Source organism: Pseudomonas brenneri (assembly GCF_007858285.1).
In the GTDB taxonomy this organism is placed as follows: domain Bacteria; phylum Pseudomonadota; class Gammaproteobacteria; order Pseudomonadales; family Pseudomonadaceae; genus Aquipseudomonas; species Aquipseudomonas brenneri.
The window spans coordinates 100607-117009 of sequence record NZ_VFIL01000014.1; the positions used below are offsets into that span (position 1 = coordinate 100607).

A 16403-nucleotide genomic window follows, 5' to 3' on the forward strand; every position below is an offset into this window, starting at 1 on the left:
ACGGATGAAGATCATCATCCTCGGAGCAGGGCAGGTTGGCGGCACGCTGGCCGAGCACTTGGCCGGTGAAGCCAACGACATTACCGTGGTCGACACCGATGCCGAACGCCTGCGAAGCCTGGGCGACCGCCTGGATATCCGTACGGTGCAGGGGCGGGCCTCGTTTCCGACCGTATTGCGCCAGGCCGGCGCCGATGACGCCGACATGCTGGTGGCGGTAACCAACAGCGACGAGACCAACATGGTCGCCTGCCAGGTCGCCCATACACTGTTCCACACCCCGACCAAGATCGCCCGGGTGCGTGAAGCGGCCTACCTGACCCGCGCCGGCCTGTTCGACAACGACGCGATTCCGGTAGACGTGCTGATCAGCCCGGAGCAAGTGGTCACTCACTACATCAAGCGCCTGATCGAAATCCCCGGCGCGCTACAGGTGATCGACTTCGCCGAAGGCAAGGCGCAACTGGTCGCGGTCAAGGCTTACTACGGCGGCCCGCTGGTCGGCCAGCAATTGCGCCAACTGCGCGAACACATGCCCAACGTAGATACCCGTGTGGCCGCGATTTTCCGCCGCGACCGGCCGATCCTGCCCCAGGGCGACACGGTGATCGAAGCCGACGACGAAGTATTCTTCATCGCCGCCAAGGCCAATATTCGTGCAGTGATGAGTGAAATGCGCCGGCTCGACGAGAGCTACAAGCGCATCGTCATCGCGGGCGGCGGGCAGATTGGCGAGCGCCTGGCCGAGGCCATCGAAAGCCGCTACCAGGTGAAGATCATCGAGATGAACCCGGCACGCTGCCGCTATCTGTCCGATACCCTCGACAGCACCGTGGTCCTGCAAGGCAGCGCCTCGGACCGCGACCTGCTGATGGAAGAAAACATCGCCGACGCCGATATCTTCCTGGCCCTGACCAACGACGACGAAGCCAACATCATGTCGTCGCTGCTGGCCAAGCGGCTGGGGGCCAAGAAGGTGATGACCATCATCAACAACCCGGCCTATGTGGACCTGATCCAGGGCGGTGACATCGACATCGCCATCAGCCCGCAATTGGCGACCATCGGCACCTTGCTGGCCCACGTGCGGCGCGGCGATATCGTCAGCGTGCACTCACTGCGCCGAGGCGCGGCGGAAGCCATCGAAGCGATTGCCCATGGCGACTCGAAGTCGAGCAAGGTGATCGGCCGGGCGATTCGCGATATTGGCTTGCCACCGGGCACCACCATTGGCGCGATCATTCGGGATGAAGAAGTGATCATCGCCCATGACGACACGGTAATCGCCACAGGGGACCATGTGATTCTGTTCCTGGTGGATAAGAAACATATCCGCGATGTGGAGAAGCTGTTCCACGTGGGGTTGAGCTTCTTCTGATCAAACGGAGTGATTGAAATGCTCGAATCCCTGGAAAAAATGCTCGCCAAGGGTGTGGATAACTCACTGCTGCGCTTTGGTTTGGGCAAGGGTTACCTGGACCTGAAAGACAACGCCAAAGCGGCTGAGCATTTGCAAAAATGCGTCGAGTTCGATCCGAAGTATTCGGCGGCGTGGAAGCTGTTGGGCAAGGCGCATGCGGGTTTGGGTGATAACGCTGCGGCGCGGCTGGCGTGGGAGCAGGGGATTGCAGCGGCCCTGGCCCATGGCGACAAGCAGGCCGAAAAAGAGATGACGGTGTTCCTGAAAAAACTCGATCGCCTGGCTTAACCAAAATCAAAATGTGGGAGCAAGCCCGCTCCCACATTGGTTTTGTGTCGACCTTGAATCAGTACCACCGCGCCTCGCCCGGCGGGCGTTTCTTGAAGCGTTTCATGCTCCACATGTACTGGCTCGGGTACGCCCCGACATAACGTTCCACCACCTTGCTCATCGCCGCGCAGGACGTGGCCGTGTCGGTGCTGTACATATCTTCCGGCGCCGCTTCCAGGATCACTTTGTAGCCCGAGCCATCCGGCAGCCGCAGGGCATGCAGGAACACACCCACCGCCTTATGACCCGCGAGCATGTTCGGCACGAATTTGCTGGTCAGCGCCTGGGTGGCAAAGAACGGTACGAAGATTCCGGCCGACTCTGCCGGTTCCGGGTCAGCGGGGATCCCCACCTGGCCGCCCTTGCGGACTTCCTTGATCACACTGAGGATGCCTTCCTTGGTGGACGCCGCCACACGGTTGCCCAATTGCACACGCTGTTTGCGCAACAGTTCGTCCACCGCCTTGAGCTTGGGCGGACGATAGAAAATGATCGGTTTGCACTGGCTGCAATAGAAGTGGTTCAACACTTCCCAGTTGCCCAGGTGACTGGTGATGCCCACCACACCTTTGCCCGAAGCCAACGCCTCATGCAGGACCTCCAGGCCTTCGACTTCGCGCACCAGGTCGATGGAGCGCTGGGCCGGCCAGATCCAGGCGCAGGCACTTTCGGTCAGGGACTTGCCGATATCCATCAGGCTCTGGCCCACCAGGCGCTCGCGCTCGGCCGGGTCCATGTCCGGGAAACACTTGGAGAGGTTGATCCGCACCGTGTCGCGGGAGCGGTTGGGGGTTTTCCACATGATCCAGCCGATGGCCGTGCCCACCGCCTGGACGGCGCGCCAGGGCAGCAAGGCAAACAACCGAAGAGCGCCTACCAGCAAGGCGCCTTTTAACTTTTCCACAGGTCACTCCTGATGTTGTGCGGTGCGCAAAGTGCGCCATTCTACCCGGCGTTGACCAAGTCCGCGTAACGGTCGCAGTCCTGAGTGTGGTCCATGACCATGCCCGAGGCCTGCATGAACGCGTAGCAGATGGTCGGCCCGACGAACGTGAAGCCGGCTTTCTTGAGGGCTTTGCTCATGGCCTCAGCCTGTAGCGTAATCGCCGGGACTTCGCTGCGGTCCTTGAAATGGTTGACCTTGGGCACGCCGCCGACAAACGACCAGAGCAACCCCACCGGGTCCTCTAGCGCCAGCCAGGCCGCGGCATTGCGCCGGGTGGCGTTGAGCTTGAGACGGTTGCGCACGATGCCCGGATCGAGCATCAATGCTTCGATCTCGGCGTCAGTCAGTTGCGCCAGACGCTGTGCATCAAAACCAAACAAGACCTTCCGATAATGCTCGCGTTTGCGTAAAACGGTGATCCAGGACAGGCCTGCCTGGAACCCTTCGAGCAAAAGCAGTTCAAACAAACCCTGCGCATCGCGCAGCGGCGTTCCCCACTCCTGATCGTGATAAGCCATGTACAGCGGATCTTCAGAACACCAAAAGCAGCGTGGCATAAGGCTCCAGGGAGTGGTGGCAGGGCCGAATCGGGTATACTGCCGCCCTTTAAATCGCAGCCCAAGTAACAGGTGAATTTTGTGAGCCAGCCTACGCCAGCCGTGCGTACCTTCCAAGACTTGATCCTCGCCCTCCAGCAATACTGGGCCGAGCAAGGTTGTGTGGTACTTCAGCCCTACGATATGGAAGTAGGCGCCGGCACTTTCCACACCGCAACATTCCTGCGGGCCATCGGCCCGGAAACCTGGAACGCCGCTTATGTGCAGCCCAGTCGTCGCCCGACTGACGGCCGCTACGGCGAAAACCCCAACCGCCTGCAGCACTACTATCAGTTCCAGGTCGTCCTCAAGCCGAACCCGGACAACTTCCAGGAGTTGTACCTGGGCTCGTTGAAGCATGTCGGCCTGGACCCGCTGGTCCACGACATCCGTTTCGTCGAAGACAACTGGGAGTCGCCAACCCTGGGCGCCTGGGGCCTGGGCTGGGAAGTCTGGCTCAATGGCATGGAAGTGACGCAGTTCACTTACTTCCAGCAAGCCGGTGGCATCGAGTGCTACCCGGTGACCGGCGAGATCACCTACGGCCTTGAGCGCCTGGCCATGTACCTGCAAGGCGTGGACTCGGTCTACGACCTGGTGTGGGCTGACGGCCCGTTCGGCAAAGTGACCTACGGCGATGTGTTCCACCAGAACGAAGTGGAGCAATCGACCTACAACTTCGAACACGCCAACGTCGAGAAGCTGTTCGAACTGTTCGACTTCTATGAAAGCGAAGCCAAGCGCCTGATCGAACTCGACCAGCCGCTGCCGTTGCCAAGCTATGAAATGGTGTTGAAGGCGTCCCATACCTTCAACCTGCTGGACGCCCGCCGTGCCATCTCGGTAACCGCGCGCCAGCAATACATCCTGCGTGTACGCACCCTGGCGCGTGCCGTCGCCCAAGCCTACCTGCTGGCTCGCGCCAAGCTGGGCTTCCCGATGGCCACCCCGGATTTGCGTGATGAAGTGTTGGCTAAGCTGGAGGCTGCACAATGAGTGCTCAAGATTTCCTGGTTGAACTGGGCACCGAAGAGCTGCCACCCAAGGCCCTGAACACCCTGGCCGATGCATTTTTGGCCGGTATCGAAAAAGGTCTGCTGGCTGCAGGCCTGACGTTTGAAGCCAAGAAGGTCTACGCCGCGCCACGTCGTCTGGCGGTGTTGCTGACCGCGCTGCAAACCCAGCAGCCGGACCGCAGCATCAACCTCGACGGCCCGCCACGCCAGGCTGCCTTCGATGCCGACGGCAACCCGACCCAGGCCGCCCTGGGTTTTGCCAAGAAGTGTGGTGTAGAGCTGAGCGAGATCGACCAGAGCGGCCCGAAACTGCGTTTCAGCCAGGTCATCACCGGCAAGCCGACCGCCAGCCTGCTGCCGACCATCGTTGAAGACTCGCTGAACGACCTGCCGATTCCCAAGCGCATGCGCTGGGGTGCGCGCAAAGAAGAATTCGTACGCCCGACCCAATGGCTGGTGATGCTGCTCGGTGATGACGTCATCGATTGCACCATCCTCGCCCAGAAGGCCGGCCGCGATTCCCGTGGTCATCGCTTCCACCATCCGCACAGCGTGCGTATCAGCGCACCCGCCAACTACCTCAATGACCTGCGCGCTGCCTATGTGCTGGCCGATGCCAACGAGCGTCGCGAGCTGATCAGCAAGCGCACCGAAGAGCTGGCCCGCCTGCAGGAAGGCACCGCCATCGTGCCGCCAAGCCTGCTCGACGAAGTGACCGCGCTGGTCGAGTGGCCTGTGCCGCTGGTGTGCTCGTTTGAAGAGCGCTTCCTCGATGTACCGCAAGAAGCCCTGATCACCACCATGCAGGACAACCAGAAGTACTTCTGCCTGCTGGACGTGGATGGCAAGTTGCTGCCGCGCTTTATCACCGTGGCCAACATCGAAAGCAAGGACCCGCAGCAGATCATCGCCGGTAACGAAAAAGTCGTGCGCCCGCGCCTGACCGACGCCGAGTTCTTCTTCAAGCAAGACAAGAAGCAAAAGCTCGAAGACTTCAACCTGCGCCTGCAGAACGTGGTGTTCCAAGAGAAGCTGGGCAGCGTCTACGACAAGGCTGTGCGGGTTTCCAAGCTGGCGGCCTACATCGCGCCACGCATTGGCGGCGATGCTGCCCTGGCCGCGCGCGCCGGCCTGCTGTGCAAATGCGACCTGGCCACTGAGATGGTCGGCGAGTTCCCGGAAATGCAAGGCGTTGCCGGTTACTACTACGCGCTCAATGACGGCGAGCCTGAAGACGTCGCCCTGGCCTTGAACGAGCAGTACATGCCACGTGGTGCCGGTGCCGAGCTGCCAAGCACCCTCACCGGTGCGGCCGTAGCCATCGCCGACAAGCTGGACACCCTGGTCGGTATCTTCGGTATCGGCATGTTGCCTACCGGCAGCAAAGACCCGTATGCCCTGCGCCGTGCGGCCCTGGGCGTGCTGCGCATCCTGATCGACAAGAAACTGGACCTCGACCTGACCCAGGCCGTGGTGTTCGCGGTTGGCCAGTTCGGTGGCAAGGTCAAGCAAGCCGGTTTGGCCGAGCAAGTGCTGGAGTTCGTGTTCGACCGCCTGCGTGCGCGCTACGAAGACGAAGGCGTGGACGTTTCCGTCTACCTGTCGGTACGTGCCCTGCAACCGGGTTCGGCGCTGGACTTCGACCAACGCGTACAAGCCGTACAAGCGTTCCGCAAGTTGCCAGAAGCCGATGCCCTGGCCGCCGTGAACAAGCGTGTGTCGAACCTGCTGAGCAAGGCCGACAACGCCGGTTCTGTCGAGGTCGACCCTGGCCTGTTTGCCGATGCCAAGGAGTTCTCGCTGAACTCGGCCATTGCCAAGGCAGAGAACGCAGTGAAACCGCTGATCGCCGAACGCAACTACGCCGAAGCCCTGGCGCGCCTGGCCACCTTGCGTGAGCCGGTGGATGCGTTCTTCGAAGCGGTGATGATCAATGCCGAAGATGCTGGCGTGCGCAAAAACCGCTACGCCATGTTGGCGCGCCTGCGCGGCTTGTTCGTCAACATCGCTGACATTTCGACGCTGAGCTGATCATGTTGAAACTGCTGATTCTCGATCGGGACGGGGTGATCAACTATGACTCCGACGCTTACATCAAGTCGGTGGAGGAGTGGATCCCGCTGCCCGGCTCGATCGAGGCCATCGCGCAGTTGAGCAAGGCCGGCTGGACGGTAGCCATTGCTACCAACCAGTCCGGCATCGCTCGCGGCTACTACGACATCGCCACCCTGGACGCCATGCACGCGCGCCTGCGCACGTTGGTGGCAGAGCAGGGCGGTGAGGTGGGGCTGGTTGTGTACTGCCCCCATGGACCGGACGAGGGCTGCGATTGCCGCAAACCCAAGCCTGGCATGTTGAAAATCATTTCAGAACATTACAAGGTGCCCCTGGCTGGGATATGGTTCGTCGGGGACAGTCTCGGTGACCTGGAGGCGGCCAAAGCCGTCGACTCTCAGCCAGTTTTGGTAAAAACCGGAAAAGGCGAAAAGACCCAGGCGAAAAACCTGCCGGTAGGCACCTTGATTTTTGACGATCTGGCGGCGGTTGCCGCAGAACTTATCAACAACTAGTCGCCCTCGACTTCCTGACCAAGGACTGTTCGGGAGTGCACTTTTAACAGGCGGGCGTTGTCCCGCAACGGTAAATGCTGCCATGTCGATTTTGCAGGCCATCAGAACCTTCTTCTTTTACCTGCTACTGGGCACCAGTTCGTTTCTCTGGTGCACCCTGAGCTTTTTTATTGCGCCCTTTTTGCCATTCAAGGCGCGCTATCGCTTTATCAACGTCTATTGGTGCCGCTGCGCGTTGTGGCTGTCCAAGGTGTTCCTGGGTATTCGTTTCGAGGTCAAGGGCGCCGAGAATGTCCCGGACCAGCCGTGCGTGATCCTGTCGAACCACCAGAGCACCTGGGAAACCTTTTTCCTTTCTGCCTACTTCTCGCCCCTGAGCCAGGTGCTCAAGCGTGAGTTGCTGTTCGTACCGTTCTTTGGCTGGGCCATGGCCATGTTGCGCCCGATTGCTATCGACCGGGACAACCCCAAGGCCGCACTCAAGCATGTGGCGAAGAAGGGTGACGAGTTGCTCAAGGACGGTGTTTGGGTACTGATCTTCCCTGAAGGCACCCGCGTGCCCTTTGGCACTGTAGGCAAGTTCTCACGAGGTGGTACGGCATTGGCCGTCAACGCCAACCTGCCGGTGCTGCCGATTGCTCACAATGCTGGCAAGTTCTGGCCCAAGGAAGGCTGGGCCAAGCGTAAAGGCACCATCACCGTGGTGATCGGCGAGCCGATGTATGCCGAAGGGGAAGGACCGCGTGCAATTGCAGCGCTCAATGACCGCGCGGCGGCCTGGAATGAAGCGCAACAGCGGGCCATGGGTTCGCTGCCGCCACTACCGGTTGCAGAAGACCAGGCAGTGATCTGACGTTCTGTGGATAACCTGTGTACGGTTTGTTGGCGAAATGCAGTTTTTAGCTTGTAGGCTTATGATTTTATTACATATTTCTTAAGCTAATAAAACAGCGAAAAACGTGCATAAGTTTTGCAGGCACTTAAAGTGCCGGCCCTTGTGGCCGGTTTTTTATGCACAACTTTTTACTCTTCCCACACCGGCAATTGCAGGCTGAAAACCGTACCTTGCCCCACCACACTCTCACAGCCGATACGGCCACCGTGGCGATCCATTACCGCCTTGACCATCGTCAGCCCCAAGCCCAAGCCTTCACTGCCCTGAGACGAGGCAAAGCGTCGGTACTGGCTGAACAACTCAGGTAGTTCTTCAGCCGCAATACCTGGGCCTTGATCCTGGATATGGCACACCAACCCTTGGTCGTTACGTTCGAGCCTCACCGTAACCGTGGTGCCGGATGGGCTGTATTTGATCGCGTTCTGGATCAGGTTGAACAAGGCACGGGTCAACAGCGATTGATCCGCCAGGACCATGTCTTCACCGGCCTCGTCCAGGTCATGGACCAATTGGATATTTTTCAATTGGGCCAACAACGCCACCTGGTCAAACGCATCGAGTACCAGCATCGCAAACAGGCTGGGCTGGAATTGGTAGCCGTCGGACTCAGCCTTGGCCAGTTGCACGAACGACTCGGTCAAGTTCAACGCGCGGCGCACTTGCTGCTCGATCTGGGTAAACACCTGCGTGACGTCTGTGGCCTCATGCCGCTGCACGTCCAGCAACGCCAGGATTGCCGAGTGGGGTGCCCGCAGGTCATGGGACAGGAACTGCAGCAGGGTTTCACGTTGCTGTTGGGCATCACGTTCGACGCTCAGGTCGGTCAGGCTCAGCAACCAGCCCAGTGCAATGTCCCCGTCAGCCGGTAGCAACGGGGCAAGCTCCAGGCGCAGGCTGCGTTGCTGGATATCTCGGAATTCGACGATTTCCAGGGCTGACAGCGGTGTATCGAGCTTGCCTTGCAACGGTGGATAACCCAGCGCCGCCAGCTGCTCCAGCAGGTTTTCGGAAATCAGTTCGTTGCCAAACACATCGCGGGCAATGCGGTTGGCCAGCAGGATATCGCCCTGCGGATCGGTGATCAGCGTAGCGACCGCCAGGCATTCCAGGCCATCAGCCATGAAGCGCCGGGTGTCGCGGGTACGGCTGACGGCTTGCTCCAAAGCCACAATGCGGCCCTGCAACACGTCGCCACTACTGACGGGGACACGGCGGCGTTCCGGCAACACCTTGGGTTCGCTGTCGAGACGCGCCAGTTCCCAGCCGAAATAGGCCAGGATCACGCTCAGGCGGCGCCAGTTCCAGATCAGGTAGCCCAGCAGCATGCCGATCAGCGTGGCGGCTGGCGACCACCAGTGGCCCAGGCGCAACAAGCCCCAGGAGGCGAGGAGGGCAGTGCTCATGCAGGCCAGGGTCAGCCACAGCGCGTAGCGTGGGCGCAACAGCAACAAGCCCATCAGCAATGCCACCATCGAGGTGGACAACAGCGTGGCCAGCCACGTTGGAAACACCGTAATACTGCGGTCTTGCAGCAGCCCGTTGAGGATATTGGCCTGAATCTCCACACCCGGTGTAGTACCGACGCTGGCCGACAGCGGCGTTACATAACGATCACCCATGCCGGGCGCGATAGCCCCCACCAGAATCACGCGATCACGCAACAGTTGAGCCGGGACTTCACCGCGCAGGACGCTGACATAAGGGACGCTGGGAAAGCCCTCATCGGCAGCGATAAACGGAATACGGATGGCATTGTCCCGCTGCCAATCAGTATCGCCAGACGCCACTGACAACCCGGGCATATCGGTTTGCTGGCCAGTCAGTTCGAACGCCAGCCAAGCCAATTGCGGTACCAGTTGCCCAGGAGGCCCCTCACGCAGGTACAGGCTACGCACAATGCCGTCGCTGTCAGCTTCAACGTTGATATGGCCAACGCTCCTGGCGCAATCACGCAAGGGCTGCACGGGCAGGATCTGTGTCACAGGTTGCCCCAGGCGCTGCGTGCCTTCGCGAATCAAAGGCAACAACACATTGCCGGCATTGCAGATGGCCTGAGCCAGGCGTTGGTCGTTGGCAGGCTCGCGCGCCGGCTCGCTGAAGATCACATCGAACAGGATCCCCGCAGGCTTGGCGGCACTTAAATGGTCAAGCAGATCAGCGTGCAGGCGGCGTGACCAGGGCCATTGGCCGAGTTCCTTGAGACTCATGTCGTCAATGGTCACCAACAGGATCCGCGAGTCCACGGGTAACGGCGCCAGGCGCCGCAGGCTGTCATACAACAGGTTATTCAGGGAAAGCCCGGGGCTCAGGGAGAGAAAGGCCGTCAGCGGCAGCAGGAGCAGGCTGATCCACAGCCATTCCCTGACCAGTCCATTGAACAGGCGCTGGGCCTGGGTCGGCTGGCGCTGTTCAGCCCGACGCCACCACTTCACCGTACGAACGCCGCGGTGCTACTGCACACGGGTGGCAGGTGGGTAATAGAAGATGTCATAAACGCCTGCTTCTCCTTCCAGTCCCTGGTCATCGAAGGCCGACACGCGAACGTGATAGAACGAGGCCTTCAGTCCAGTGAAGCTCAAGCGCGGCTCACTGGAGAAGTTTTCCTGCTTGATGTTCATGAACGTTGTATCGGTAGCCACTTGCGCACGATAGCGCCGGGCACCCGGTTGCGGATGCAGGATCAACGTCCAGACCGGCGCGTCGCCTTTCTGGCCGTCCTGGCCCATCAGGCGCGGAGCGGGCAATAGGTCGACCGTCTTCAACTCACCCTGTGTCTTGAGCAGCACCCCTTGTCGGGCGCCGACCTTCAATTCACCTTCCACCGGGCCCGTCTGCGGTTTTTTCTTGAGCTGTTTGCCCACCGGATGCGGTTCGGTACGGCTGGCGGCTACCTGACCGTTGAGCACCTCGACGACCGATTGCTGATCGTCGTTACGCACACGAAAGTGCGTACCGCGCACACCCAGTACGCCCACCGGGGTCACGATCTGAAAACGGTCATAGTCGCTGGCACGCTTGAGTACGTAGGCTTCCACTTGCCCTTGTTGCAGGATTACCTGGGGGATCGCCTGCTCCTCCACCAGGTGCAAACGCACCTCGGAGCTGGAGGGCAGGACAATCCGCGAGCCATCACCCAGCAACAAGCTGACAAACGCCGATGGCGAGGTTTTTACACTTTCCTGCTCATCGATCAGCATGCCTTCTTCCAACACACTGGGGCGCCCCTTGGCATCCAGCTTCCAGGCTTCACCGTTGAGGTGCTGGACTACAGCAGGCAGCGGTTGCGCCCTGCACAGCAGGTTGTCATCAATGTAGGGCGCACGCACAGGTGCAGATTTTTTGGCCAAGGCCAAGGGACTGTTGATACAGAGCGCCAGGACCAGGCCTGAGCCCAGCAGCGAGGAAAGGGCAGAGCGATAGTGACGGGGAGAGAGAGTCATGGTGCTCATCAAGGGTCTAGTTCTAAAGGTTCATCAGACTGCACGTTCAGAAAGCGTCTTGCAGTGGCAGGACCTTGAATGATGCCTACGATACCCGATGACGTATCGCACTCGATAGCCGTAGAAGGCATGACGGGTTTTACGGGAAAGGTGACACATCCCTGTGTCTGCCGAATCGGCAAGGCCGAACCGGGTATACATCGAAGAAATACTGTCCCTCACATCCCTCCGACAGCAGCCCGAACAAGCTCCGGACTACGGATGATACGTCCCTGTATCGAGCGCGCTTCCCGCGTGCGCCCTCCCTGTGGTCACTCAGCAATAGAGAATTTACCTACAAGCAAGGTGCATAGGGCGGCATCGCAACATTTGTTCAGATTTAAAAGATCCAGCGTTGGTCCTGGTCAAGCACGCTGCCTTGTTGAACACCTTGCGGGGCATCAACTTCCCAGAATCCAGCGTAACCAAGGGCGTCTACAGACTCGCTGTACACTTGAACTTGCTCGGCAGGAGCACTACGGGCATCCACCATTTCCGTCCCCAAACCTGTGGCCACCACCAATATCAACATCTTTCCCCACACACTGACCTTCTGCACGAGACTCACTCGTCCCGACAGCGCATAAAACCTGATTGCCATTGATCCTTTTCCTGAGGGGCTTGAGCCGGTATCTTTCCAGCTGGGTACACGATGTTTAACGGCCTTAGGGCTATTTGATATCAGCGTACCGAGAGATTCAGGGGACTTGAGAAACTGGCCATAATTGTTCAGATTCAACGGTGAACTAGTACGCTCTCTTCAACCGCTGCAACATTCTTCAAGAAGAAAGGACCCTCCCATGCGTGTCGCGATACTGGATGACGAACCTGCCGAATTGCGGCGGGTGGAACAGACACTGCGACAAATCCCAAGTGCCTCGGAGCAGCCATGGACGCTGCATTGCTTCGAGCGCGGCGAAGACTTGCTGCGCCAACTGCGCCGAGAAACTTTCGATTTACTGGTACTCGACTGGCAGTTGCCGGACCTGAGCGGCATCGCGATCCTGCGCTGGACCCGTGAACACATGGAGGCGCCCCCTCCCGTGATCATGCTGACCAGCCGCGATGCCGAGAGCGATATCGTCCAGGCACTGAACAGCGGCGCTGATGACTATGTCAGCAAACCGTTTCGCCCCAACGAGCTAAAGGCCCGGGTGAGTGCAGTCTTGCGTCGTCACGGCCTGCAGAAATCTGCTGCAACCGAAGTGCTGGTTTTCAACGACCTGACCTTCGACGATGCCGAGCTGACGGTCAGCCGCGCCGGTGATCCAATCAACCTGACCGAAAGGGAATACCGCCTGGCACGCTGCCTGTTCGCCAACCTGGCGCGGCCGCTGTCCCGGGAATATCTCTATGAACGGTTCTGGACCCATGAAGAAATGGTGTCTTCGCGGCCGTTGGATACCCATATCTATCGACTACGAAACAAGCTTGGACTGACGCCGGAACGGGGTTGGCAGTTACTGACGATCTATGGGTATGGCTATCGATTGGAGAGCGTGACCGCGGCTACGGCATAGCTAATGTTCCACGTGGAGCATTTTAAAAAGGCCTGAAATCCGGGCAATAAAAAAGGCCAACGTTTGACGTTGGCCTTTTTTGTTTCGCAATGGCGTTATCAGAAGTCCAGGTTGGACACTGCCAGGGCATTGCTCTCGATGAAGTCACGACGTGGCTCGACCGCATCACCCATCAGGGTGTTGAAGATCTGGTCCGCGCCAATGGCGTCTTCGATGGTCACACGCAACATGCGACGCTGCGCTGGGTCCATGGTGGTTTCCCACAACTGATCCGGGTTCATCTCGCCCAGACCTTTGTATCGCTGAATGGTGTGACGCTTGGTGCTTTCAGCCATCAACCAGTCCAGTGCTTCCTTGAACTCTTTGACCTGCTTCTTGCGTTCGCCACGCTGAATATAAGCGCCGTCGTCCAACAGGGTGCTCAGTTGCGCGCCCAGGGTAACCACGGTCTTGTAGTCGTTGCTGCCGAAGAAGTCGCGGTTGAAGGTGACGTAGTTCGACAGACCGTGGGAGATCAGTTCGACCTCTGGCAACCAGACATTACGTTCACGGTCTTCACGCAGGCTGGCTTTGTAGACCAGGCCGGACTTCTCGACAGTGCGCAGACGGACTTCGTACTGGGCCAGCCAATCCTGCATCGCTGCGTGATCGCCCAACTGTTCCAGGCTGACAGCTGGCAGGTAGATGAAGTGCTCGGTCAGCTCCTGAGGGTACAGGCGCGACAAACGCTTGAGAGTCTTCATCACCATACGGAAGTCGTTTACCAGGCGCTCCAGCGCCTCACCGGAGATGCCCGGGGCTTCGTCGTTCAAGTGCAGGCTGGCATCTTCCAGGGCCGACTGCGTCATGTACTCTTCCATGGCGTCGTCGTCTTTGATGTATTGCTCTTGCTTGCCCTTTTTCACTTTGTACAACGGTGGCTGGGCGATGTAGATGTAGCCACGCTCGATCAGCTCTGGCAACTGACGGAAGAAGAAGGTCAGCAGCAGGGTACGGATGTGCGAACCGTCGACGTCAGCATCGGTCATGATGATGATGTTGTGGTAGCGCAGCTTGTCGATGTTGTACTCGTCGCGACCAATGCCACAGCCCAGGGCGGTGATCAAGGTGCCGACTTCCTGGGAGGAAATCATCTTGTCGAAACGGGCTTTCTCGACGTTGAGGATCTTGCCCTTCAACGGCAGGATCGCCTGGGTGCGACGGTTGCGACCCTGCTTGGCGGAACCGCCAGCAGAGTCACCTTCCACCAAGTACAGCTCGGAGAGGGCAGGGTCCTTCTCCTGGCAGTCCGCAAGTTTGCCCGGCAGGCCAGCAATATCCAGCGCGCCTTTACGACGAGTCATTTCACGGGCTTTACGCGCCGCTTCACGAGCCCGCGCCGCATCGATCATCTTGCCGACGACTAGCTTGGCTTCGTTGGGGTTTTCCAACAGGAAGTCAGAGAAGTACTTACCCATTTCCTGTTCGACAGCGGTCTTCACTTCGGAAGAAACCAGCTTGTCTTTGGTCTGGGAGCTGAACTTCGGATCCGGAACCTTGACCGAAATAATTGCGGTCAGGCCTTCACGCGCATCATCACCGGTGGTGGCGACTTTGTGCTTCTTCGCCAGGCCTTCAGCTTCGATGTAGGTGTTCAGGTTACGCGTCAGGGCGGAACGGAAACCCACCAGGTGAGTACCGCCATCGCGCTGAGGAATGTTGTTGGTGAAGCACAACAGGTTCTCGTTGAAGCTGTCGTTCCACTGCAGGGCGATTTCCACGCCGATGCCGTCTTCACGCTGGATGTTGAAGTGGAACACCTGGTTGACCGCAGTCTTGTTGGTGTTCAGGTATTCAACGAACGCACGCAGGCCGCCTTCGTACTTGAACAGTTCTTCCTTGCCGCTGCGCTCGTCCTTGAGGACGATACCCACACCGGAGTTGAGGAAGGACAGTTCACGAATCCGCTTGGCCAGGATGTCCCAGCTGAAGTGGATATTCTTGAAGGTGTCAGCCGAAGGCTTGAAGTGAATCTGGGTACCGGTGGTTTCGCTGTCACCAACGATCGCCATAGGAGCCTGAGGCACACCATGGACGTAGGTCTGTTCCCAGATCTTGCCACTACGGCGAACGGTCAGGATCAGTTCTTCCGACAGGGCGTTTACCACCGACACACCTACACCGTGCAAGCCGCCGGATACTTTGTAGGAGTTGTCATCGAACTTACCGCCGGCGTGGAGCACAGTCATGATGACCTCTGCCGCCGATACGCCTTCTTCTTTATGCACATCTACCGGAATGCCGCGACCGTTGTCGCGTACGGTGATGGACTCGTCCGGGTGGATAATGATGCTGATGTCGTCGCAGTGGCCGGCCAGTGCTTCGTCGATGGAGTTGTCGACCACCTCGAACACCATGTGGTGCAGACCGCTACCATCATCGGTGTCGCCAATGTACATACCGGGACGTTTGCGTACGGCATCCAAACCTTTCAGCACTTTAATGCTGGTCGAGTCGTACGTGTTTTCTTCGCTCATGCCTTCACTCCCGATGGTCGTGGGTCTGGGTGATACGGCCCTGTTCCACGTGGAACAAAGCGACTGGCGTTTCCGTCTGCCAGCCTTCCCTCAATAATTCGTGATCTACACAGGTGATAAACACCTGGCAGCGTAAGTCTTCCAACAAGCGGCATAGCGCGCGGCGGTGTTGCTCGTCCAACTCGGACGGCAAGTCATCCACCAGATAAATACATTGGCCTCGCCGGGCTTGGCTGACCAAATGCCCCTGGGCAATACGTAAAGCACAGACCACCAGTTTTTGCTGACCGCGAGACAAGATGTCCGCAGCGTTATGTGCACCTAATCTAAGGCGCAGATCAGCTCGTTGGGGTCCAGCCTGCGTATGACCTATTTGCTGATCCCGTTGCAGGGACGTTGCGAGCACTGCACTCAGCTCTCGCTCTTTATCCCAACCGCGGTAGTAGCTCAACGTCAGCCCCTCAAGTTCCAACAACTCACTCAAGGTCTGTTCAAAGACTGGTTTCAAGGCTTTGATATAGGCGCGGCGGTATTCATCTATTTCGTCGCTGGCCAGGCACAGTTCACGGTCCCAGGCCGCTTGCGAAGCGGCGTCAAGTGTACCATGCCGCAGCCATGAGTTCCGCTGCCGCAGGGCCTTCTGCAGGCGCTGCCAAGTGGCCATGAACCGCGGTTCCACGTGGAACACTCCCCAATCGAGGAACTGCCGGCGAATTTTGGGTGCACCCTCCAGCAAGCGGAAGCTGTCAGGGTTGATCAATTGCAGAGGCAGGATTTCCGCCAGTTGCGCCGCACTGCGCGCATTCTGCCCATCGATACGGATCTGGAACTCCCCCTGGCGATCACGGGATATCCCCAGGCTGCTATGCCCGCCTTGCGCCAGTTCAACCTGGCCAAATACGGTGCACGCCAATTGTTCGTATTGAATCACCGGCAACAAACGGGCGCTGCGAAAGGAACGAGCCAGGCCCAGCAGATGAATGGCTTCCAGCACGCTGGTTTTGCCACTGCCATTGGCGCCGTGGAGGATATTGATGCGGGGGGAGGGAGAGAAGGTCACCGGGTGCAGATTGCGCACCGCGGTGACCGAGACGCGACTGAGGGACATCTAGCTT

At 59.0% G+C, this 16403-nt stretch carries 14 protein-coding genes; 7 read left to right on the forward strand and 7 right to left on the reverse strand.

Annotated features, from left to right (window positions below; all coding sequences use genetic code 11):
• Window positions 1-4 precede the first annotated feature (4 nt).
• Together trkA and FJD34_RS24855 are read left to right on the forward strand one after the other, a co-directional pair.
• Window positions 5-1378 (forward strand): Trk system potassium transporter TrkA, encoded by a 1374-nt coding sequence (gene trkA / locus FJD34_RS24850; protein ID WP_032857141.1) that lies wholly within the window; start codon window positions 5-7, stop codon window positions 1376-1378.
• A gap of 18 nt (window positions 1379-1396) precedes the next feature.
• Window positions 1397-1708 (forward strand): hypothetical protein, encoded by a 312-nt coding sequence (locus FJD34_RS24855; protein ID WP_032857142.1) that lies wholly within the window; start codon window positions 1397-1399, stop codon window positions 1706-1708.
• 58 nt (window positions 1709-1766) lie between these two features.
• Here FJD34_RS24855 and FJD34_RS24860 read toward each other — a convergent pair whose 3' ends face one another.
• The gene (locus FJD34_RS24860) at window positions 1767-2654 is read right to left on the reverse strand and encodes a lysophospholipid acyltransferase (protein ID WP_032857144.1); all 888 of its coding nucleotides are present in this window, start codon (window positions 2652-2654) and stop codon (window positions 1767-1769) included.
• A gap of 41 nt (window positions 2655-2695) precedes the next feature.
• Window positions 2696-3253, reverse strand: coding sequence for a DNA-3-methyladenine glycosylase I (locus FJD34_RS24865; protein WP_090292576.1), 558 nt, complete (start codon window positions 3251-3253; stop codon window positions 2696-2698).
• An 81-nt stretch (window positions 3254-3334) separates the two neighbouring features.
• Between FJD34_RS24865 and glyQ the strand changes: the two genes are divergently transcribed.
• The 4 genes from glyQ to FJD34_RS24885 all read left to right on the forward strand — a co-directional run bounded on the left by glyQ (window position 3335) and on the right by FJD34_RS24885 (window position 7731).
• Window positions 3335-4288: a glycine--tRNA ligase subunit alpha gene (gene glyQ / locus FJD34_RS24870; RefSeq protein ID WP_032857150.1), complete on the forward strand. Its 954-nt coding sequence runs from the start codon at window positions 3335-3337 to the stop codon at window positions 4286-4288.
• The gene (glyS, locus tag FJD34_RS24875; RefSeq protein ID WP_032857153.1) at window positions 4285-6339 is read left to right on the forward strand and encodes a glycine--tRNA ligase subunit beta; all 2055 of its coding nucleotides are present in this window, start codon (window positions 4285-4287) and stop codon (window positions 6337-6339) included. Before glyQ ends, glyS begins: the two co-directional genes overlap by 4 nt.
• The gene (gene gmhB, locus FJD34_RS24880; protein WP_169870889.1) at window positions 6339-6878 is read left to right on the forward strand and encodes a D-glycero-beta-D-manno-heptose 1,7-bisphosphate 7-phosphatase; all 540 of its coding nucleotides are present in this window, start codon (window positions 6339-6341) and stop codon (window positions 6876-6878) included. The genes glyS and gmhB overlap by 1 nt, the downstream gene beginning before the upstream one ends.
• A gap of 82 nt (window positions 6879-6960) precedes the next feature.
• Window positions 6961-7731 (forward strand): lysophospholipid acyltransferase family protein, encoded by a 771-nt coding sequence (locus tag FJD34_RS24885; RefSeq protein WP_032857155.1) that lies wholly within the window; start codon window positions 6961-6963, stop codon window positions 7729-7731.
• A 170-nt stretch (window positions 7732-7901) separates the two neighbouring features.
• Here the strand turns inward: FJD34_RS24885 and FJD34_RS24890 are convergent, their stop codons facing one another.
• From FJD34_RS24890 to FJD34_RS24900, 3 genes are all read right to left on the reverse strand, one after another.
• Window positions 7902-10205 (reverse strand): CHASE2 domain-containing protein, encoded by a 2304-nt coding sequence (locus tag FJD34_RS24890; protein ID WP_032857157.1) that lies wholly within the window; start codon window positions 10203-10205, stop codon window positions 7902-7904.
• 18 nt (window positions 10206-10223) lie between these two features.
• Window positions 10224-11222, reverse strand: a complete 999-nt coding sequence (locus FJD34_RS24895) for a FecR family protein (protein ID WP_032857159.1) — start codon at window positions 11220-11222, stop codon at window positions 10224-10226.
• A gap of 370 nt (window positions 11223-11592) precedes the next feature.
• A complete protein-coding gene (locus FJD34_RS24900; RefSeq protein ID WP_090292574.1) occupies window positions 11593-11853 on the reverse strand; it encodes a hypothetical protein in 261 nt (86 codons plus the stop codon).
• Window positions 11854-12052: 199 nt separating this feature from the next.
• On the opposite strand from FJD34_RS24900, the gene FJD34_RS24905 reads away from it, so the two are divergent.
• Complete coding sequence (locus FJD34_RS24905; protein WP_032857163.1) at window positions 12053-12772, forward strand: response regulator transcription factor; 720 nt, start codon at window positions 12053-12055, stop codon at window positions 12770-12772.
• Window positions 12773-12870: 98 nt separating this feature from the next.
• Here FJD34_RS24905 and gyrB read toward each other — a convergent pair whose 3' ends face one another.
• Both gyrB and recF read right to left on the reverse strand, forming a co-directional pair.
• Window positions 12871-15288, reverse strand: a complete 2418-nt coding sequence (gyrB, locus tag FJD34_RS24910) for a DNA topoisomerase (ATP-hydrolyzing) subunit B (RefSeq protein ID WP_032857164.1) — start codon at window positions 15286-15288, stop codon at window positions 12871-12873.
• A gap of 4 nt (window positions 15289-15292) precedes the next feature.
• Window positions 15293-16396 (reverse strand): DNA replication/repair protein RecF, encoded by a 1104-nt coding sequence (gene recF, locus FJD34_RS24915; protein ID WP_032857167.1) that lies wholly within the window; start codon window positions 16394-16396, stop codon window positions 15293-15295.
• Window positions 16397-16403: the final 7 nt, after the last annotated feature.

What these genes read in the sequence shown, in the direction of transcription:
- FJD34_RS24900 (WP_090292574.1), bottom strand. Translation starts at nt 11,853, where the DNA reads ATGGCAATCAGGTTTTATGCGCTGTCGGGACGAGTGAGTCTCGTGCAG.
- FJD34_RS24865 (WP_090292576.1), bottom strand. Translation starts at nt 3,253, where the DNA reads ATGCCACGCTGCTTTTGGTGTTCTGAAGATCCGCTGTACATGGCTTAT.
- trkA (WP_032857141.1), top strand. Translation starts at nt 5, where the DNA reads ATGAAGATCATCATCCTCGGAGCAGGGCAGGTTGGCGGCACGCTGGCC.
- gyrB (WP_032857164.1), bottom strand. Translation starts at nt 15,288, where the DNA reads ATGAGCGAAGAAAACACGTACGACTCGACCAGCATTAAAGTGCTGAAA.
- FJD34_RS24905 (WP_032857163.1), top strand. Translation starts at nt 12,053, where the DNA reads ATGCGTGTCGCGATACTGGATGACGAACCTGCCGAATTGCGGCGGGTG.
- FJD34_RS24895 (WP_032857159.1), bottom strand. Translation starts at nt 11,222, where the DNA reads ATGAGCACCATGACTCTCTCTCCCCGTCACTATCGCTCTGCCCTTTCC.
- FJD34_RS24855 (WP_032857142.1), top strand. Translation starts at nt 1,397, where the DNA reads ATGCTCGAATCCCTGGAAAAAATGCTCGCCAAGGGTGTGGATAACTCA.
- recF (WP_032857167.1), bottom strand. Translation starts at nt 16,396, where the DNA reads ATGTCCCTCAGTCGCGTCTCGGTCACCGCGGTGCGCAATCTGCACCCG.
- FJD34_RS24885 (WP_032857155.1), top strand. Translation starts at nt 6,961, where the DNA reads ATGTCGATTTTGCAGGCCATCAGAACCTTCTTCTTTTACCTGCTACTG.
- glyS (WP_032857153.1), top strand. Translation starts at nt 4,285, where the DNA reads ATGAGTGCTCAAGATTTCCTGGTTGAACTGGGCACCGAAGAGCTGCCA.